This is a genomic window from Streptomyces zaomyceticus (assembly GCF_014656215.1).
GTDB classification, from domain to species: domain Bacteria; phylum Actinomycetota; class Actinomycetes; order Streptomycetales; family Streptomycetaceae; genus Streptomyces; species Streptomyces zaomyceticus.
In genome coordinates, this window is record NZ_BNBZ01000007.1 from 207236 (window position 1) to 227239 (window position 20004).

Consider the following 20004-nt stretch of genomic DNA (forward strand, 5'->3'; position numbering starts at 1 on the left):
ACCAGCAGGGACGCGACGACGCTGAGTCACTGTACGGGTGCGCCAAGAGGGCGGTACGGATGTCGGGGAATGAAGCGGATCGGCCGGAACGGCCGTCCGAGGTGGACGGGACGGCGCACCTCTTCCGTGCGCTCGGGAAGATCATCAAGGTCCTGCGCAAGAACGCGGGTCTGAGCCAGACGGAACTGGCGGAGATCACCCACTGCAGCGAGGACTTGATCTCCTCGATCGAGCGGGGCGTACGGACGCCACAGCCGGACTTCCTGATCAGAGTGGACCCGGTGCTGCGAGCGGGAGGGGTTCTGATCGCGGCGGTGGACGACGTACGGGAGGCGCTGGCGCGAGCGCGGGTACGGCATCCGGACTGGTTCCGGAGTTTCGCGAGGGCCGAGGCGGAGGCGGTGGCGCTGCACTACTACGCGGTGCAGGCGGTACCGGGCGTTCTCCAGACGCCCTCTTACGCGCTGTCGCTCTTCAGAGACCGCCGTCCGATGCTGGACGAGGCGACCATCGAGAAGCGGGTGGCCGACCAGATCTCCCGCCAGGTGCTGTTCGACAAGTGGCCCGCACCGACGATCAGCTTCGTCTTGGAGGCAGCCGTTCTGCTCCGGCCGTTCGGCGGACCGGAGATCCACCGCGAGCAGTTGCGGCGAATCCTGGACGTGGCCCGGCGGCGGACGGTCGACTTCCAGATCATGCCTCTGGACGGTTACGAACACCCCTACCTGGACGGCGCTTTCACTCTGCTCACGCCCAAGGGCCGACGGGAGGCGGCGTACACCGAGATCTACGGGCATCCCCGGCTCATCACGGACCCGGAGGAGGTCCGTCAGTACACCGAGCGCTATGGCATCATCCGGGCGCAGGCGCTCGCGCAACAAGAGTCGCTCACATGGCTCGAAAAACTGCTGGGAGAACGATGAACACTGCGGATCTGGCCTGGTTCAAGAGCAGCTATAGCAGCGCGGAAGGCGGCGAGTGCATCGAAGTCGCCTACGACTGGCGCAAGTCCAGCTACAGCGGCCCCGAAGGCGGCAACTGCGTCGAGGTCGCCGCCCACCCCTCCGCCGTCCACGTCCGGGACTCCAAGGACCCCCACGGCCCGCAGTTCGCCGTCACCCCCGCCGCCTGGGCCGCGTTCGTGGACGCGGCGTAGCGTCGCGGCCCTCGACGGCGGGGCCGCCGGGTCAGAGGATCGTGTCGTAGATGCCCCAGCCGTGACCGATCTGCCTGCGGGTCGACGTCGGGACGACGGCGCCGAGATCGTAGTCGCGGTCGAAGCCTTCGTAGAGCCAGAGGCGGCCCTGTGTGTCGCGGGCGAGGAAGTCGTTGACGGGGGAGCCGCTGAGCTGCCCCGCGGTCGCGATGCGGTCGTAGACGTTCCAGCCGCCGCCCACCCGCACGCGAGGCGCGTACTTGGGGTCGAAGCCCGGCGGCGGGGTGTTGAAGCCGTACGACCAGAGCACGCCGGCCCGGTCGCGCGCCACGGCGGTGAGATCGGTCCAGCTCCCCACGAGGGCGGTGTAGGAGTTCCAGCCACCGCCGATGTTCTGGCGCGGCTCGAAGGGCACCCGGGGGGCGTCGTGGTGGGTGGCGTTGTACCACCAGAGCACGCCCGCCTTGTCGCGGGCCACGAGGCCGCCGCCACGGCTGGTGATCGCCGTGTACACGTTCCAGCCGCCGCCGACGCGCACGCGTGATTCGAAGGGGGCGTCCGGGTTCCCGGAGCCCTTGTAGAGCCAGAGGACACCGGCCTTGTCCCGGGCCACGAGGTCGCCCTCGCCCGCCGCCGTCCGCTGCGTGAGGGTCGTGATCGAGGTGTAGGCGTTCCAGCCGCCACCGATGCGCTCGCGGGCCTTGAGGGGCTTGTCGGCGCGGCCCGTGCTCTCGTACTGCCAGAGCACACCCGCCCTGTCGCGGCCGAGGACCGTGGTCCGCCGGTGGTTCTCGGGGGTGCCCCTGGTGAAGTGGAAGGCGACGGTTCCGCTGCCGATGACGGCCCCGGTCGCGTCGGTCACTTCGAGGGTGGCCGCCAGCTTTCCCATCACCGCGGCGCGGGTGTCGGCGTCTACCCGGACGTCGTAGGTGAGGGTCGAGCCGGCCGCGGTGACGGGGAACAGGACCTCGTTGCCCGGGCTGTCCCACGGGCAGGGCCAGAAGGCCCCGCCGTTGACGGAACAGGTCGGGGTGACGGGCTCGTAGGCGGGTGTGTCGAAGTCGGGAAGGTCCCAGGTCGGGTTCGGCAGGAGCAGCCGCGCCTTGACGGGGCCGGTGAGGCCCGCCGGGAGCGTGACCCTGATCCGGGTCGTCACCGCACCTTCCTCACCGGAGGGCACCACCAGCGGGCCGCCCTCCTGGACGACCGTCGCGGTCCCCGTCGCCGCGACGGCCGTCAGGGGCGCGGCGACGGCCGCCGTCCCGCCCAGCGCCGCGGGCGCGACGCCGACGGCGAGGGCCGTCGCGATCGCCAGGGTCACACGCTTTCCTGCCACGAATCTCCCCCAGGAGTCTTGGGACGCGACGGGGAGCGGGAGCCGCTCCCCGGACGTCCGGGTCACCTCTTGGACCGTCGACCGGCCCCGAGGGTTGTGTGCCGGCGTCGGTCCGACCGCCGCGAGGTCAGAGGATCATGTCGTAGATGCCCCAGCCCCAGCCGATCTCCCTGCGGGTCGGGGACGGGACGAGGTTGCCGTCGCGCTGGAGGCCCTCGTAGAACCAGAGGTGGCCCGCCTTGTCGCGGGCGAGGTAGTCCCCGCTCTTGGAGCCGGCGAGGTTCCGGGCGTAGGTGATGCGGTCGTAGGCGTTCCATCCACCGCCCAGGCGCGTCCTCGACATGAATCCCACGTTCTGCCAGGCCTCCCGGTGCGACCAGAGCACTCCGGCCGTGTCGCGCGCCACGATCCCGCCGCCGAGAGTCCGGCCCACGAGGGTGCTGTAGGCGTTCCAGTTGCCGTCGACCGCCTCACGCGGCCGGAAGGGGGCCGAGGGCGACCCGGAGCTCGGCGGGTAGTACCAGAGGACCCCGGCCTTGTCCCGGGCCATGAGGCCTTCCCACCCACGGGAGCTGATCGCGGTGTACACGTTCCAGCCGCCGCCGACGCGCACGCGCGGCTTGAAGGGGGCGGCCGGGTTCCCGGAGCCCTCGTAGAACCAGAGGACCCCGGCCTTGTCCCGGGCCACGAGGTCGCCCTCGCCCGACGCGGTCCGCTCACCGACGGACGTGATCGACGTGTAGGCGTTCCAGCCGCCGCCGATCCGCGCCCGCGACGTGAGGGGCTTCTCGTGGAGGCCGGTGCTCTCGTACTGCCAGAGCACACCCGCCGTGTCGCGGGCCAGCACCGTCGTCCGCAGGGGGGCGGCCGGGGTGTTCCGGGCGAACCGGAAGACCACGGGCCCGCTCGCGAGGTCGGGGGCACCGCCCGCGCCGACTTCGAGAGTGCCGTGGACATCCCCGTACCGGCGCGCGCCGATACCGGACTCGATGCGGATGTCGTAGGTATGGGTGGTCGCGGCCTCGACGGCGGGCAGCGTGGCGACGTAGGGGCCGTGGTTGGCCCCCTCGGCGGGCTGCAGCCAGTCGCAGGGCTGGAAGGCGCCGCCGTCGACCGAGCAGGTCGCCTTGACGTCCTCGTGGAAGTCCCACGCGTCACCCGCGAACTCCCAGGTGAGCGGCAGGAGGAGCCGCGCCTTCACGGGGCCGCTCGCGCCCTCCGGAAGGGTGACGGTGACACGGGTGGTCACCACCTCCTCGCCCGAGGGCACCACCAGCGGGCCGCCCTCCTGGACGACCGTCCCGGTCTCCGTCGTCTCCCCGGCCGTCGCCCCGGCCGTCGGGGGCGGGGTGGCGGCGACCGCCGTCGCCCCGGCCGGTGCGGCAGGCGCGACTCCGGCGGCCAGAGCCACCACGATCGCCACGGCCACGCGTCGCGCATGTGCCACTTGTCTCCCCTTGGGTTCGTTCGGCCAGCGGTTCACGCGTTTGACCTCCGAAGGGCCCGGAGGGTTGCACCGGGACGGTCATGGATCTCAACCCCGCTGCGGAGCCAGGCACTTGACCACCGTTCAGTTCGAAATGAGGCTCGGATACTGTGTCGCCCATGCAGGGGGAACCGAAAGACAACTCCAGTCCGGGCAGTCTGAGCGGCAGCGGGGCCATGCCGCTGGAGTCGGGCGACCCCCGGCAGATCGGGGCGTTCAGGCTTCTCGGTGTGCTCGGGTCGGGCGGCATGGGGAGGGTCTATCTCGGCGCCGTGCCGGGGAAGTTCGCGGCGGTGAAGCGGGTGCTGCCGATGCTCGCCGAGGACGTGGACTTCCTCCGCCACTTCGGCCACGAGCTGGACAACCTCGCCCGGCTGCCCGCCGGCGCCAACACCAAGCTCCTCGCCAGCGACCGGACGGCGAAGCCCCCGTGGTTCGCGACCGAGTTCATCCCGGGGATCACCCTGAACGAGGCCGTCCGCCTGCACGGCGGCCCGCTGCCCGGTGAGGCTCTCTGGCGGCTGCTGCGCGAGGCCGCCGCCGGGCTGGGTGTCGTCCACGGCGCCGACATGGTGCACCGCGACCTCAAGCCGTCCAACGTCATGCTCACCTCCTCGGGTCTCTCCCTCATCGACTTCGGCGTGGCCCGCGCCGCCGACCAGAGCCGTCTCACCAAGACCGGCATGGTCATCGGCACCCCCGCCTACATGGCCCCCGAGCAGGCCGTCGCCGACCGCGGGCTGACCGGCGCCGCCGATGTCTTCGCCCTCGGCAGCCTCCTGTTGTACGCGGCGAACGGGCGGCCGCCGTTCGGCGACGGCTCCGGCCCCGACCTGCTCTACCGGGTCGTCCACGGCGAGCCGGACTTCGGCCGGCTCACGGAGACCGAGCCGGAGCTCGCCGGGCTTCTCCGGAGCTGCCTCGCCAAGGACCCGGACGACCGTCCGACCGCCGCGGAGCTGGTGGAGCGGGCCTCAGCCCGTGCCGAGGGCGTGCTCTGGCCCGCCGCCGTCGGCGAACGGATAGCCGAGCGGGCCGGCTTCGCCGCCGAGGCGCCCTCGGCGGAGCACCTGGCGGAGCTGGCGAAGGCCGAGCCCGCCGAGGACGTCGCCACGGCGTCCCTGACTCCGCAGGCGAAGGCGGCGGAGCCCGCGACCGCCTCGCCCGATCCGCTCGCCGTCACCGGCTCGGCCGCTCCCCGCCGCGAGAAGCGGCGGAACCGTTTCGTCATGCTGGCCGTGCCCGTCGTCGTGGCGACGGGCACCACCCTGACCGTCGCCCTCGGCCCGTACGAGATCGGCCGTCTCGGCGCCGCGCCGGACACCTCCTCGTCGCCGTCCGTGGTCGCCTCGCAGCCGGCGGCCGTACCGCCGTCGTCGGCATCGCCCGGGTCGCCCTCCGCCAAGACCCCGCCCGGCTCCAAGCCCCCCTCGTCGAAGCCGCCGGGCTCCTCGCCCGGCGCGCCCCTCCCGCCCGCGAACGGCGGTGGCGGCGGTGACGCGGGCGGCACCGGCACGCAGCCCGGGGGCGGCGGGTCCGGCAGCGATTCCGGCAGCGGGTCCGGCGGTGGGTCCGACCCCACCACCCCCTCCGGCGGCGGCACGACGACCCGTCCGCCCGCGCAGCCCCGACCCACGCAGACGACCGGGAAGCCCGCGCCTCCGCCGACGAGCGGCGGCGGGGGTTCGGCGCCCTCGGGGACGTACTCCCTGGAGAACGGGTCCACCGGCAACTGCATGGCGGAGTTCGACGGAGGCTTCGGCCCCCTCGTCACCTCCGCCGCGTGCGGCTCCCAGGGGAACGGCACGTACTGGTACGCCTGGACCTACTCCCCCGGAGCGAACGGCACCTTCCGCCTGATCAACAGGACGAGCGGACGCTGCCTCCAGCCGGGCGGCAACATGAGCGTCACCGTCGTCGCGTGCAACGGCTCCTCCCCGCAGTCCTGGAAGGTCCTCTCCTCGACGTCCGCCGGGCGGACCATCAAGAACATGAGTGACGGAAAGTGCCTGTCGGCCGGGTCGTTCGTGACGACCTACACCTGCGGCGGCGCCGAGAGCAGTCAGGTGTGGCGGAACATCTCAGCCCTCTGAGCCCGCCGACGGCAGCCCGAACACCGGCACCGTCACGTCCCCGTCCCGCCGGAAGGCGACCTCCAGCTCCATCCCGATCCGGAGGTCGCCCTCCGGCACGCGCACGACCTCGGTCATCATGCGCGGCCCCTCGGCGAGATCGACGACCGCCGCCACGTACGGGACCCGCTCGCCGAAGGGCGGGAGGTCGTTCCGGTGGACGACCGACCAGGTGTAGAGGGTGGCCCGGCCGCTCGCCCGCTCCCAGCCCACGTCCTCGCTCCAGCAGTGCGGGCAGAACTCGCGCGGATAGTGGTGGACACGGTCGCAGGCCGCGCAACGGCGGACGAGGAGCCGCCCTTCGGCCGCCGCGTCCCAGTACGGGCGGGTGAAGGCGTCGATGTCCGGGGTGGCGGCGGTGGCCGGGGTGGCGGCGGTGGCCGGGGTGACCGGACTCGCCGGAGTCGCCGGGGTGGCCGGGGTCGCCGGGGTCGCCGTCACAGGAAGAGTCCGATCGCGTGGTCGAGGGACCAGGTCTGCCAGGACATCGCGAAGAGCGCCACGAGGGAGATGAGCGCCATCATCGCGTTCTGCCCCTGCTCGGCCCAGTCGTGGATCATGAGGACGAGGTAGAGAAGGTTGAGGAGCAGGCCGCCGATCAGGGCGACGGGGGTCAGGAGGCCGACGACCAGGCCGAGGCCCAGGGCGAGTTCGGCGTAGACCACGACGTACGCCATGAGTCGGGGGCGCGGTGCGACGACCGCGTCGAAGCCCTTCTTGACCGGCGGCCACTTGTGCTTGCCGGCGACGTCGGCGGCCCAGGCGATGCCCGTGCCGCGCTCGAACCAGCCCTTCCTGTCCTTGTGGCGCCAGCTCTCCAGCCACCACAGGCCGAGGCCGATGCGGAGGACGGCGAGCCATTCGGCGCCGGTGAGCCAGACGGTCTGCATGCGCGCCCCCTTCGGCGGGCTGAAGCTGGATCTGACGGTACGTCAGTTCAGCGCAGCCCGGACGCCGAGCGCAAGGGGTCGGCGCACGTGACCGATTCGCAACCGAAATCCCGCCCGGTCGAGACCCACTACGTGTACACGTCATTACGCTCAGCATTCATGGCCACCACCCCCCTTGCACACTCTCCACAACCCGACCACCCCGTGTACGTCATCGGGGGAGGCCCCGGCGGGCTCGCGGTCGCCGCCGCCCTGCGCGATCGGGGCGTCCGCGCCGTCGTCCTGGAGAAGTCCGACGCCGTCGGCGCCTCTTGGCGCGCCCACTACGACCGGCTCCGGCTGCACACCACCCGGCGGCTCTCCGCCCTCCCCGGCCTGAAGATCCCCCGCTCGTTCGGGCGCTGGGTCGCCCGCGCCGACGTGGTCCGCTACCTGGAGAAGTACGCCGAGAAGCACGAGCTGGAGATCGTGACCGGCGTCGAGGTCTTCCGCGTCGAGCGGTCCGGGGCGGACTGGGTCCTGCACGCGACCGGCGGACGCCGGCTCGTCGGCAGCGCGGTCGTCGTGGCCACCGGCTTCAACCACACCCCGCGGCTGCCCGAATGGCCCGGCCGCGACACGTACGAGGGCGAGCTGAGCCACGCCCGGACCTACCGCAACCCGGAGGCGTACGCCGGGAAGGACGTCCTCGTCGTCGGCATCGGCAACACCGGCGCCGAGATCGCCGCCGACCTCGCCGACGGCGGCGCGAAGCGGGTCCGGCTCGCGGTGCGCACGGCCCCGCACATCGTGAAGCGCACGACGGCCGGCTGGCCCGCACAGCGCACCGGCATCCTGGTCCGCCGCCTGCCCAGGGCCCTCGTGGACCGGATGGGCGCCGTGATGGCCCGGGTCGGGACGCCGGACCTCACCGCGTACGGACTGCCCCGGCCGGACACCGGCCTCGCGACGCGCATGCGGGAGGGCGCCGTGCCCGTGCAGGACGTGGGACTGATCGCGGCCGTGCGGGCGGGGAAGGTCGAGATCGTCGGCGCCGTGGAGGCCTTCGAGGACGGCGAGGTGATCCTCGCGGACGGCACCCGGATCGCCCCGGACGCGGTGATCGCGGCGACCGGCTACCGGCGCGCCCTGGAACCACTGGTCGGACACCTGGACGTGCTCGACGGGCGCGGCCGTCCGGTGGTGCACGGGGCGCGTTGCCCGCGCGAGGCCCAGGGCCTCTATTTCACCGGGTTCACCAACCCGATCAGCGGAATGCTCCGTGAACTGGCGATCGACGCGGAGAGGATCGCGCGGCGGATCGCGCGTACGGCGAAGTCGGGGGCGATGCCGGGCTGAGTCGGGGGCGAGGGCGGGCGCGAGATGACGACGGCGTCCCGCCCCCCAGGGGAGTGGGGACGGGACGCCTGCCGATCCGAGGGGTCCGGATCAGAACGTGGTGAGGCCCTGCCAGCCCCAGCCGATCTTCACGCGCGTCTTCAGGCCGCCCGCGCCGTCACCGTCGTACCGCCACAGGACACCGGCGGTGTCACGGGCGAGGACGTCCGGCGTGCCGTCGTTGCCGAGGTCGCCGACGCCGGTCAGGGTCAGGTCCTTCCAACCCCAGCCGATCTTCTCCAGGGTGCCGTTTTCGTAGCGGCGCAGTTCGCCGTCGTACTTCTGTCCGAGGTAGGACTGGTCGCCCGTCCCGGAGAGGGCACCCACGCCGGTCACCCGGTAGCCCTGGTACAGGATGCCCTGGTTGACGCGCGGCTTGAGACCGCCGCGGCCGTCCCCGCCGTACACCCACAGGTCGCCCTTGCCGTCGAGGGCGAGGAGGTCCGAGAATCCGTCGGCCGGGAGGTCGCCGGTGTCGAGGTCACCCGCGCCGGACAGCGTCAGCCCCTGCCAGCCCCAGCCGATCTTCACCTTCGCCCGGAGCCCGCCGGCCCCGTTCCCGTCGACCCGCCAGAGGTTGCCCGCGGTGTCCTGGGCGACCACGTCGGGGATGCCGTCCGCGCTGAGGTCGCCGGCCACCGTGAAGCGGTACCCGGTCCAGCCCCACCCGATCTTGACCCGGGCCTTCAGGCCGCCCGCGCCGTTCCCGTCGTAGCGCCAGAGGACACCGGCGGCGTCCACGGCGAGGACGTCGGGGCGGCCGTCGCCGGTGAAGTCGTGACGGAAGGTGCCGCGGGGGCTCCAGCCGCGCGGGGCGATCCAGGAGATGTCGTCGACACGGGTGCCGGGCGTCGAGAGGACCGTGTGCGCGTCGTGGGGCCCGGTGGCGCTGCCGACGACCGCCTGCGCGCCGGTGACGTACGCGATCCGGCTGCCGTCCGGGGACCACTCGGCACCGAACCCTCCGCCCTCGCCCGTGGGCAGCTCGTAATCGCGGCCGCCGTCGAGGACGTGGGCGCGGGCGGGTCCCGCTCCGAAGCCCGCGTAGGAGATCTGCTCGCCGTCCGGCGAGAACCTCGGGTTCACGCCCTCGGCGACGAGCTTCGGCTCGTCTCCGACGCGCGGGTCCCAGAGGTAGACCTTGGACTCGGTCCTCCAGCCCTTCGTGAAGGCGATCTTCCCGTTCCAGGCCACGTCGGCCTGAGAGGCCCCGCTGAAGGAGAGGGGGAGGGCGCTCTGGACTTCGCCGCTCGCGATGTCGACGCGATAGACGGAGAGACGCTCGTGGGTGCTGTCGTCGGACCCGGCCGCGGGCACGTAGCTCACGACGACCTGGCGGCCGTCGGCGGTCCAGTCGAGGCTGTCGGGCCGGACATCGGGTTCCATGAGGCTCTTGCGGACCAGGCGGGCGTTCCCGCCGTCGGCGTCCGCGACCCAGAGGGCGCTGCCGGTGAGGAAGGTCATGCGCAGACCGTCGGGCGAGAAGGCGACGCCGGAGATCGCGGCCACGGCCGGGGCCGTCAGCCCCCCGCCGGTGGGCACCAGCACGCGGCGGTCGCTGCCGTCGGTGTTGACCGTGACGATGCTGCTGTGGCGGACGCCGTCGACGTCCTTGTACTCGGTGAAGACCACCCGGGGCTTCGGCGCGCCCTCGGCGGCCTGGGCCGGGGTCGCCCCGGTCGCCGCGAGCGCGGCGGAGGAGGCGAGGACGGCCAGCGCCGTGCCGAGGGCACGGCGGCGGCCCGGGGTGCGGGTGGTGCGGGTGGTGCGGGTGGTGCGGTTCAAAGGTCCCCCCAGGGCAATTCGTCGGAGGCGGCCGGCCGCGGTCGCTCGCATCTCCCGTAGCGATCGTGTCGCTCGTGTCGCTCATGTCGCTCGCGGAGCGCGTGCCACTCGTGCCGTCCGGGGGGTGAGACAGCCCGGTGACCCGAATGGTTGTACGGAATCCCCGGGCTCGATCGCACCGCCCCGCACTCCTCCGCACAGGACCGATCACGCTTCCCCGCGCACACCCATTCCTGACTGGCCGTCAGTTCTGTAATCTGACTGAGCGTCAGCTGTATACGGATGGGTGAAGGGCGGGCGGAACACATGCTTGGATCGACTCACGGCACCTTCACCACCGATCTCCGCGCCCGCGTGGTCGCCTGCGGGGAGTCGCCCCGCACGACCGTGCACGGCGTCACCGCCGCCCCCGGCGACCAGGACGTCAGCGGGCGCCCGCTGCACGCCCCCGTCCCCGACCTCGACCGGTTCTTCCGGCCCGAGTCCGTCGCCGTCGTCGGCGCCTCCGACGCCGAGGGCCGGCCCAACACCGGGATCACCCGGCAGCTGATCGCCTGGGCCGAGCGGGTCGGGGCCCGGCTCGTGCCCGTCCACCCCACCCGTACCAGCGTGTTCGGGATCGACTGCGTACCCTCCGTCGGCGCGCTGACCGAACCCGTCGACCTCGCCGTCCTCCTCGTCGCCGACCCGCTGCCCGTCATCGAGCAGCTCGCCGAGACCAAGGTCAGGTTCGCGGTCGCCTTCGCCTCCGGCTTCGCCGAGACCGGCGAGGCCGGAGCCGCCGCGCAGGAACGTCTCGCCGCCGCCGTACGCCGCTCCGGAATCCGCCTCCTCGGCCCCAACACCAACCTCAACGCCTTCGAGCGCTTCCGCGAGGACCTCGAAGGCCCCGCCGTCGCCCTCATCACCCAGTCCGGCCACCAGGGACGGCCCGTCTTCACCCTCCAGGAGCTCGGCGTCCGCCTCTCCCACTGGGCACCCACCGGCAACGAGGCCGACCTGGAGACCTCCGACTTCATCTCGTACTTCGCCGGACGGCCCGAGGTCGGAGCCATCGCCTGTTACGTGGAAGGGCTCAAGGACGGCCGCTCCTTCCTCCTCGCCGCCGACCGGGCCGCCCGTCACGGAGTCCCCGTCGTCGCCGTGAAGGTCGGCCGCACCGAGACCGGGGCCCGTACCGCCGCCTCCCACACCGGCAAGCTCACCGGCGCCGACCAGGTCGTCGACGCCGCCATGCGCCAGTACGGGGTGATCCGCGTCGACGGGCTCGACCAGCTCCAGGACACCGCCACCCTGCTCGCCCGCGCCCGCCGCCCGCACGCCGACGGCGTCGTCGTGTACTCGATCTCCGGTGGTACGGGAGCCCACTTCGCCGACCTGGCCACGGCCGCGGGGCTCGCGCTCCCCACCCTCCCGGCGGCCAAGCAGGACGAACTCCACCAGTGGATACCGGAGTACCTGAGCGTCTCCAACCCCGTCGACAACGGCGGCCACCCGGTGGGCGACTGGCGCGGCCGGAAGATCATCGACGCGATCCTCGCCGACCCCTCCGTCGGCGTCCTCATCTGTCCCATCACCGGCCCCTTCCCTCCCATGAGCGACAAGCTCGCCCAGGACCTGGTGGAGGCGGCCGAGGCGACGGACAAACTGGTCTGCGTGGTGTGGGGCTCCCCCGTCGGCACCGAGGACGCCTACCGCACGACCCTTCTCGGCTCCTCGCGCGTCGCCACCTTCCGCACCTTCGCCAACTGCATCGGGGCCGTGAAGGCCTACCTCGACCACCACCGCTTCACCACCGGCTACCGCTCACCCTTCGACGAGGCACCCCGCACCCCCTCCCCGTCCTTCCGCAAGGCCCAGGCCCTCATGCGGCCCGGCCGGCGGCTCAGCGAGCACGCGGCGAAGCAGCTCCTGCGGGCGTACGGGATACGGGTGCCGCGCGAGCAGCTCGTCACCAGCGCGGCGGCGGCCGTCCGGGCCGCCGGACTCGTCGGCTACCCGGTGGTGATGAAGGCCTCGGGCGCGCAGCTCGCCCACAAGACGGAACTGGGCCTGGTGAAGGTCGGGCTGACCTCGGCGAGCCAGGTCCGGGACGCGTACCGCGAACTCACCGACATCGCCCGCTTCGAGTCGATCGACCTCGACGGCATCCTGGTCTGCCAGATGGTCGGCCGGGGGGTCGAGATGGTGGTGGGCGTGACCCGCGACGAGCTGTTCGGCCCGACGGTCACCGTCGGCCTCGGCGGGGTCCTGGTGGAGGTCCTGAACGACACGGCCGTACGCGTCCCGCCCTTCGGGGAGCGCGAGGCCCGGTCGATGCTCGCCGAACTGCGCGGCCGGGCCCTCCTCGACGGGGTGCGGGGCGCCCCGCCGGCCGACGTGGACGCGCTCGTCGAGGTCGTGTTGCGGGTGCAGCGGATGGCCCTCGAACTCGACGGCGACCTCGCCGAACTCGACATCAACCCGCTGATGGTGCTGCCGCGCGGTCAGGGCGCGGTGGCCCTGGACGCGCTGGCGGTCTGCCGCTGAGGAGACTCGTCATGGCCGATGTACTGCACACCGTCGAGAACGGCGTCTCGTGGATCACCCTCAACCGCCCCGAGGCGATGAACGCGGTCACCTGGGACCAGCGGGAACGGATCATCGCGCTGCTCGACGAGGCCTCCGCCGACCCGGACGTCCGGGCGGTGGTGGTGACGGCCACCGGCCGGGGCTTCTGCGCGGGGGCCGACCTGCGGGGCGCGCCGTCGCTCGGCGACCAGGTCCCCGGGGACGTGGCGCGCACGATCCGGCGCGGGGCCCAGCGGTTCGTCGGAGCCGTACTGGACTGTGAGAAGCCGGTGATCGCGGCGGTGAACGGAACGGCGGCGGGCATCGGCGCGCACCTCGCCTTCGCGTGCGACCTGGTCCTGGCGTCGGAATCGGCCCGGTTCATCGAGGTGTTCGTGCGCCGTGGGCTCGTCCCGGACGGCGGCGGGGCCTACCTCCTCCCCCGGCTGATCGGGCCGCAGCGGGCGAAGGAGCTGATGTTCTTCGGGGACGCGGTGCGGGCGGCGGAGGCCCGGGAGCTGGGCCTGGTGAACCGGGTCGTCCCGCCGGAGGACCTGGAGAAGACGGCCCGGGAGTGGGCGGAACGCCTCGCCCAGGGCCCCACCCGCGCCCTGGCCCTCACGAAGCAGCTGGTGAACTCGTCCCTGGACACGGACCGCGCGACCGCGTTCGCGGCGGAGGCCGCGGCCCAGGAGATCAACATGACGACACGGGACGCCCGGGAGGGCGTGGCGAGCTTCGTGGAACGGCGGGAGGCGCGGTACGAGGGGCGGTAGCGGAGGCTGTCGCACCGGGGCCCTAGGGTGTGTCGCGCATATGCCACACACTGCCGCTCCGGGGGGAACGGAATGCTCAACTCCGCGCTTTCGCGCACAAGATCCCGAAGATCCGGAAGATCCCTTCTTCTGGTTCCCGCCCTGCTCACCGCACTGCTGGGCCCGATGCTCCCGGCGGGCACGGCACTGGCGGCGGCGCCCGCCGCCCAGGACGACTGTCTGCCCTTCCCCGCCGGCGACTTCGGCGCGAACCCGGCCGGGGTGACCCTGCCGGCCGGCGGCCCCGCCACCTGCCTCACGATCCCGGCGGACGGCCACTCCACCCGCGAGCTGCTCACCTCCACGCTGATCGACCCCTCCTACGGCTTCAGCGTGCTCGACGAGAGCGGCACGACGGTCTGCGAGTTCGCCGATTGGGGAGGCTCCCCGGAGGGCTGCTCCCTGACACCCGGCGAGGCGTACACGGTCCTCGTCCCGGGAGACGTGCCCTGGGACCAGACCCTCGTCCGCCGGGACGTCACCGCCACCGCGCACGGCTGTGTCGACACCCCGGCCGGCAAGGTCGGCACCCCGTCCGCCGAAGGCGTACCGGCCTCGTCCGACGACTACGTCTGCCACCGGGTGACCACGGCCGACGCCCGGGACACCCTGCACCTGTACGCCCGCTACACCTCGGCCGGTCTCGCGAACGGCTTCGCGGTCTACGACGCCGACGGCGAGGTCGCCTGCGAGAACGCGGGCGCCGGCTGCGCCGTCACCGGCTCCACCACCTACCGGGCGATCGTCCACGTCGGGAACGGCGACCCCACCGCCCCCGTCTACCGCCTGGACGCCGTCCGTATCGGCACCGCCGCCGGCCCCGCGCCGGAGTGCGGGAAGGTCCCGGACGTCACCTACGGCTTCGGACCGCTCACGAGCACGCTGTCCGAGCAGCGGCCCACCCTCTGCGCGGTGCTCCCCACGGCCGCGAACGACTGGCTGAACCTGTCGTTCGCGCCGGAGCAGGAGCTCCACAAGTCGCCGACCCCCTGGCTGTACGACGGGGTGACCCGACAGAACGCCTGCTATCCCCTGCGCGGCAGCGGTTACCACCAGTGCAAGGTGCCGGCCGAGGACGGTGAGTACGGGGCCCGGCCCACCACCCTCGTGATCGGACTGCCGTCGGTTCCCCCGCAGGCACCCGTCGAGGTGCGGGCCACGGCCTACTGCCCGCTGCTCTGCGGCACCGTGACCCCCGCCGTCACCGCCGTCACCCCCGGCACCGTGGGCGCCGGAAAGGTCACGATGAGGGTCACCGGTGCGGCCCTGCACGAGAAGGACGTCGTCGAGGTCTCCGGCAGCGGCTACCGCGCCCGGTCGACGACGGTCTCCGTGGCGCCCGACCGCCGGAGCATGGACGTCGCGCTGGACCTGACGAACGCGCCGCGCACGGCGCTGGACCTGAGCGTGGTCACGCACGACGGGGACACGTACCGGCGCGGCCGGGTCACCGTCGTCGCCCCGATCCGCGCCACCGCCGCCCCCACCGTCACCGGCACCGCCGTCGTCGGTGGCAGGGTGACGGCGAACACCGGGACCTGGACGCCCGCCGCCGACACGTACACGTACCAGTGGCGGTCCGGCGGCGTCGCCGTCGCGGGAGCCACGACAGCCGCGTACACGCCGCCGTCGACGCTCCTCGGCAAGCAGCTGTCCGTGGCCGTGACCGCCCACAAGGCCGGGCACCCGGTCGTCACGGCGGTCAGCGGGTCCGTGGTGGTGAAGGGCCTCGCGCCCAAGCCCACCAAGGTGCCGTACATGTCCGGCGCCACCCGGGTCGGGAACAGGATGACGGCCGTGGTCGGCAGCTGGTCGCCCGCGCCGACCTCCTACGCCTACCAGTGGCGGGCGAACGGTGTGGCGATCACGGGCGCGACCGGTTCGACGTATGTCGTCCCCGCGTCCGTCGTCGGCAAGAAGCTCACCGTGACCGTGACGGCCCACCGCACCGGGCACCTGAGCGGGACCCACACGACGATCGGGTACACGGTCGCCGCGGGCCTCGCGCCGAAGGCGACCACGGCCCCGTACCTCACGGGCACGGTCAAGGTCGGGCGGACGCTCACCCTGAACCGGGGGACGTGGACTCCGGCGCCGACCTCGTACGCCTACCAGTGGTACGCGAACGGGCGGGCGATCAGCGGGGCCACGAAGACCTCGTTCACGCCCGCCGCGGCGCAGCGCGGGACGCGGATCACCGTCAGGGTGACCGCCTACCGGACCGGCCACACGGCGGGGGTCGCCTGGACCCGGTCGACGGGGGCCGTCGCCGGCTGATCCCTCGTGCTCACGTGCCCCCGGGGCGGCGGTCGGTCCGTCGCCCCGGGGGCTTCCTATCTGACGGATCGTCAGTTTCAATGGGTGATGTGATGGGACACGCGGGGATGGCGGCCACCGTCGTCCGACACCTGAGAGCGGCCGGTTCGCCGACGGCCGTCGAACCACTGCCCAGGCCGGTACTGCGCGCGGTACGGGAGGACGAGCGACCGCCGGTCGACCCGGCCGAATTCCGCCGCGTCCTCGGCCACTTCGCGAGCGGGGTCACGATCGTGACCGCCCTCGACGCGGAAGGACCGGCCGGGTTCGCCTGCCAGTCCTTCGCCTCCCTCTCCCTCGACCCGCCCCTGGTCGCCTTCATGGTCGCCCGCACCTCGACGACCTGGCCCCGGATCGCGGGCGCGGGCACCTTCTGCGTCAACATCCTCGGGGACGACCAGGGCCCGCTGTGCCGGTCCTTCGCCGTGAGCGGCGCGGACAAGTTCGCGGGCGTGGACTGGGTTCCGGCCCCGGCCACGGGCTCCCCCCGACTGCCCGCCGCCCCCGCCTGGCTGGACTGCGCGATCACCGCCGTCCACACCGGGGGCGACCACCTGATCGTGGTGGGCCGGGTGGAGGCACTCGACGCGACCGAGCACGGGGACCCGCTGCTGTTCCACCGGGGGAGATTCGGGCGGTTCAGCGACTAGGTCGTCTCTTTCGGATCTTGCCGGTCAGGCCCACGTCGTCCGGTGCCGTACATCGCAAGGCGGAGGGGCACCCGTGTACTGGATGTACTCGGGTGTCCCGACAACGCGGCGAGGTGCGGTGCCGGGCGGCGCGGGCCAGGCAAGATCCGGAAGAGACGGCCTAGGGGGTCTCGGGCGGCGAGGACGCCCCCGGTTCGGCGGACGGGCGCCTGGCTCAGGCTTCGATGACGCCCGTGAGCAGGCCCGCCACGCCGAGGAGGTACACGGTCAGGACGACGACCGTGCCCCACACCAGCAGCCCCACGAAGTAGCCCCGCCGCGCGTGGCGCGTGACGAGGACCGCCACGGCCAGGCACACCGTGCCCACCAGCCAGCCGGGCCCGCGGAAGAGCGGCCACGCCAGGGCCCCGGCCGCGGTCGAGAGCAGCAGCTGCCAGCCCGTCGCGCGCCCGCCCAGCCGGCGCGTCAGCCGCTCGCCGAGGAGCACGGCCGGCAGGACGAGGAACGCGGAGACCACGACGGCCGGAATCAGCGCCGGCACCATCAGGAACGGGAGCGCGACGAGAGTCAGCGCGCTGACGCGCTCCTCCCCCGGCTCCGGCTGCCCCGCGTCCCCGAACAGCGCGAGCAGGAGCAGTGCCAGCGCCGCCTCCAGGGCCAGCGCCAGCATCGAGGCCCACAGCATCCGGAGGGTCGTACGCCCCTCGCCGCGCACCTTCCCGGGATCCTCCGCGGGACCTGCCTCAGGACCGCTCATCACGATCACCCCCCGGTGATCATCATGCTCCCGCCGACGGCAGCGGCTCGGTCCGGGTCCGCCTGATCACCAGCGCCATCAGCGCCGCCGCCGCGCACAGCGCGCCCGAGGCGTACCAGACGACGTCGTACGAGCCGAAGACGTCACGGGCCACACCGCCCGCGAAGGCGACGACCGCCGCGCCGACCTGGTGGGAGGCGAGGACCCAGCCGAAGACGATCGCCGAGTCCTCGCCGTAGTGCTCGCGGCACAGGGCGATCGTCGGCGGCACCGTGGCCACCCAGTCCAGGCCGTAGAAGACGATGAAGAACAGCATCGGCGGGTGCACGGTCGGCGCGAGCAGCATCGGCAGGAAGAGCAGGGAGACCCCGCGGAGCGCGTAGTAGACCGCGAGGAGACGGCGGGCCTCGAAACGGTCGGTGAACCAGCCCGAGGCGATCGTGCCGACGACGTCGAAGACCCCGATGACCGCGAGCAGTCCGGCCGCCGCCGTCACCGGCATCCCGTGGTCGTGGGCCGCCGGTACGAAGTGGGTCTTCACCAGGCCGTTCGTGGACGCGCCGCAGATCGCGAAGGTGCCCGCGAGGAGCCAGAAGGGGCCGGTGCGGGCCGCCTTGAACAGGACCGTGACCGCGCGGCGGGCCGCGCCCGTGACCGGGGCGGGCTTCTCCGCGTACTCCCCGCCGTACGGGGCGAGCCCGACGTCCGCCGGGTGGTCGCGGAGCAGCAGCCACACGAAGGGGACGACCGCGAGCGCGGCCAGCGCCACGGTCACGGCCGCCGGGCGCCAGCCGTGGTGCTCGACCAGCCAGGAGAGCAGCGGCAGGAAGACGAGCTGTCCGGAGGCGCCGGCGGCCGTGAGGATGCCGGTCACCAGGCCCCGGCGGGCGACGAACCAGCGGTTGGTGACGGTCGCGGCGAAGGCGAGGGCCATGGAGCCGCTGCCGAGGCCGACGAGGACGCCCCAGAAGAGGACGAGCTGCCAGGCGGCCGTCATCCACACGGTGAGGAGGGAGCCGACGGAGATGATCGTCAGGGCGACGGCGACGACCCGGCGGATGCCGAAGCGGTCCATGAGGGCGGCGGCGAAGGGGGCCGTGAGGCCGTAGAGGGCGAGGTTCACCGAGACGGCGAAGCCGATCGTGCCCCGCGACCAGTCGAACTCGTCGTGCAGCGGCTCGATCAGCAGGCCCGGGAGGGAGGCGAAGGCCGCCGCGCCGATGATCGTGACGAAGGTGACCGCCGCGACGAACCAGGCGCGGTGGAAGCGGGGCGTACGGGATGCGCGAGGGGTGCGGGGGGCCGGGCCGTCGGGTGTGCGGGCGGGCGTCTCGGTTGTCTGGGCCATGCCACCGAGCATCCCGGTCCGCCCGCCGCCCGACCATTGGCCCGAACGACAGCTTTCGAACGGATCGGGACACGGAACGGATCGGGACACGGAGGGGTCTGTCCGCGCCCGCCCAGCCGCTACATCCTCGGCAGCGTCCTGATCGGGCGCACCGTCAGCAGCGCGGCCACCACGAGCACCGCGATGCCCGCCCCCGTGAGCAGCACCTCCTCCGTGCCGACCACCGCCGCCACCGGCCCCGACAGGGTGCGGCCGACGCCCATCATCAGGAGCGAGCCGGCCACGTCGTACGCGTGCATCCGGTTCAGGGCCTCCTGCGGCACATGGGTCTGGACGGCCGTGGACCACATCACCAGCCAGAAGGCGAAGGCCGCGCCGCCGATGAACTGGCCCGCGCCGAGCAGTGCCACGGGTGCGCCCAGGCCGAGGAGGGTGAGGTTGACCGGGAGACCGAGGAGCGCGACCGCGCCCGCGGCGAGGGGCATGCGGGGGCGGAGCCGGAGGGCGAGCAGGCCACCGACGGCGCTGCCCGCGCCGTTGACGGCCATGAGCACGCCGTACGTGGCCGAGCCGTGGTCCCCGGTGACCAGGCTCGCGGTGAGCGGCACCATGGGCCCGGCGACGGTCAGCCCGTACACCGTCCAGATGGAGATGACCCCCCAGAGCCAGGTGCGGGACCTGAACTCGCGCCATCCGCCCGCCAGTTCGGCACCGAGGGAGTCGCGCCGCAGGGAGTCGGAGGGAAGCGGGGCGATCCGCATCAGGGCGAGGCAGAGGGCGCTGACGGCGAAGGTCGTGCCGTTGACCGCGAAGGCCGCGCCGGCGTTCCAGAGGGCGACGAGCACACCCGCCACGGCCGGGCCCGCCATGATCATGAGGGCTTCGACGACGCGCAGGACGGCGTTGGCGCGCTGTACGTCGGGGGCGATGCGGGGGATGGTGGAGGCGACGCCCGGCTGGAAGAGGGCCGCGCCGACACCGCTGAGGACGGAGAGGGAGTAGACCGCCCACAGCGGCGGGCTGCCGAGCGTGAAGGAGACGGCGAGGACGGCCGCTCCGGGCAGCCGCAGCAGATCGGCGAGGATCATCATGCGGCGGGCGGTGAACCGGTCGGCGAGGACGCCGCCGAAGAGCACGAAGAGCGCGAAGGCGGCCGTCCAGCCGCCGAGCGCGTAGCCGACGGTCGCGCCGGAGTGGCCGGCGCCGAGGAGTCCGGCGGCGAAGGCGACCGGCATCATGCCCTCGCCGAAGACGGCGACGCCCCGGGCGACGAAGAAGAGCCGGAAGTTACGGTTCCACAGTGCGGGCGGCTCGGCCGGGGCGGGAATCCGCTCGGCGGCCTCAGACTTGTACGTGTTGTCCGTCACGGACAGCTGACCTATCACCCGTGTGGTCTGGACCACCAG

General features: G+C 72.9%; 16 protein-coding genes. 8 read left to right on the forward strand and 8 right to left on the reverse strand.

What is annotated here, in order from left to right; translation table 11 throughout:
• Positions 1-59 precede the first annotated feature (59 nt).
• Entirely contained in the window at positions 60-923 is an 864-nt protein-coding gene (locus tag IE311_RS12755) for a helix-turn-helix domain-containing protein (RefSeq protein WP_189831730.1), read from the forward strand.
• Positions 920-1156 (forward strand): DUF397 domain-containing protein, encoded by a 237-nt coding sequence (locus IE311_RS12760; protein ID WP_189831731.1) that lies wholly within the window; start codon positions 920-922, stop codon positions 1154-1156. Before IE311_RS12755 ends, IE311_RS12760 begins: the two co-directional genes overlap by 4 nt.
• 31 nt (positions 1157-1187) lie before the next feature.
• Here the strand turns inward: IE311_RS12760 and IE311_RS12765 are convergent, their stop codons facing one another.
• The gene (locus IE311_RS12765; protein ID WP_189831732.1) at positions 1188-2492 is read right to left on the reverse strand and encodes a hypothetical protein; all 1305 of its coding nucleotides are present in this window, start codon (positions 2490-2492) and stop codon (positions 1188-1190) included.
• 127 nt (positions 2493-2619) lie between these two features.
• Positions 2620-3939, reverse strand: a complete 1320-nt coding sequence (locus IE311_RS12770) for a hypothetical protein (RefSeq protein ID WP_189831733.1) — start codon at positions 3937-3939, stop codon at positions 2620-2622.
• A gap of 158 nt (positions 3940-4097) precedes the next feature.
• Between IE311_RS12770 and IE311_RS12775 the strand changes: the two genes are divergently transcribed.
• The gene (locus tag IE311_RS12775) at positions 4098-6071 is read left to right on the forward strand and encodes a serine/threonine-protein kinase (RefSeq protein ID WP_229901877.1); all 1974 of its coding nucleotides are present in this window, start codon (positions 4098-4100) and stop codon (positions 6069-6071) included.
• Here IE311_RS12775 and IE311_RS12780 read toward each other — a convergent pair.
• Both IE311_RS12780 and IE311_RS12785 read right to left on the reverse strand, forming a co-directional pair.
• Complete coding sequence (locus IE311_RS12780; RefSeq protein WP_189831803.1) at positions 6060-6452, reverse strand: Zn-ribbon domain-containing OB-fold protein; 393 nt, start codon at positions 6450-6452, stop codon at positions 6060-6062. The two genes, IE311_RS12775 and IE311_RS12780, sit on opposite strands and share 12 nt — an antisense overlap.
• A 95-nt stretch (positions 6453-6547) precedes the next feature.
• Positions 6548-7000 (reverse strand): DoxX family membrane protein, encoded by a 453-nt coding sequence (locus tag IE311_RS12785; RefSeq protein WP_189831734.1) that lies wholly within the window; start codon positions 6998-7000, stop codon positions 6548-6550.
• 159 nt (positions 7001-7159) lie between these two features.
• Between IE311_RS12785 and IE311_RS12790 the strand changes: the two genes are divergently transcribed.
• On the forward strand, positions 7160-8338 hold the full coding sequence (locus IE311_RS12790; protein WP_189831735.1) for a flavin-containing monooxygenase: 1179 nt from the start codon (positions 7160-7162) through the stop codon (positions 8336-8338).
• A 90-nt stretch (positions 8339-8428) separates the two neighbouring features.
• On the opposite strand, the gene IE311_RS12795 is transcribed toward IE311_RS12790, so the two are convergent.
• Positions 8429-10162: a VCBS repeat-containing protein gene (locus tag IE311_RS12795; RefSeq protein WP_189831736.1), complete on the reverse strand. Its 1734-nt coding sequence runs from the start codon at positions 10160-10162 to the stop codon at positions 8429-8431.
• Positions 10163-10468: 306 nt separating this feature from the next.
• On the opposite strand from IE311_RS12795, the gene IE311_RS12800 reads away from it, so the two are divergent.
• From IE311_RS12800 to IE311_RS12815, 4 genes are all read left to right on the forward strand, one after another.
• A complete protein-coding gene (locus IE311_RS12800) occupies positions 10469-12691 on the forward strand; it encodes an acetate--CoA ligase family protein (RefSeq protein WP_189831737.1) in 2223 nt (740 codons plus the stop codon).
• Between the two features lie 11 nt (positions 12692-12702).
• Positions 12703-13488 (forward strand): enoyl-CoA hydratase/isomerase family protein, encoded by a 786-nt coding sequence (locus tag IE311_RS12805; RefSeq protein ID WP_189831738.1) that lies wholly within the window; start codon positions 12703-12705, stop codon positions 13486-13488.
• 165 nt (positions 13489-13653) lie between these two features.
• A complete protein-coding gene (locus tag IE311_RS12810) occupies positions 13654-15804 on the forward strand; it encodes a hypothetical protein (RefSeq protein WP_189831739.1) in 2151 nt (716 codons plus the stop codon).
• Between the two features lie 107 nt (positions 15805-15911).
• A complete protein-coding gene (locus IE311_RS12815; protein WP_189831804.1) occupies positions 15912-16493 on the forward strand; it encodes a flavin reductase family protein in 582 nt (193 codons plus the stop codon).
• Positions 16494-16707: 214 nt separating this feature from the next.
• Here IE311_RS12815 and IE311_RS12820 read toward each other — a convergent pair whose 3' ends face one another.
• The 3 genes from IE311_RS12820 to IE311_RS12830 all read right to left on the reverse strand — a co-directional run bounded on the left by IE311_RS12820 (position 16708) and on the right by IE311_RS12830 (position 19971).
• Entirely contained in the window at positions 16708-17250 is a 543-nt protein-coding gene (locus tag IE311_RS12820; protein ID WP_189831740.1) for a hypothetical protein, read from the reverse strand.
• A gap of 22 nt (positions 17251-17272) precedes the next feature.
• The gene (locus tag IE311_RS12825; RefSeq protein WP_229901878.1) at positions 17273-18598 is read right to left on the reverse strand and encodes an MFS transporter; all 1326 of its coding nucleotides are present in this window, start codon (positions 18596-18598) and stop codon (positions 17273-17275) included.
• Between the two features lie 119 nt (positions 18599-18717).
• Positions 18718-19971, reverse strand: a complete 1254-nt coding sequence (locus IE311_RS12830; RefSeq protein WP_189831805.1) for an MFS transporter — start codon at positions 19969-19971, stop codon at positions 18718-18720.
• Positions 19972-20004: the final 33 nt, after the last annotated feature.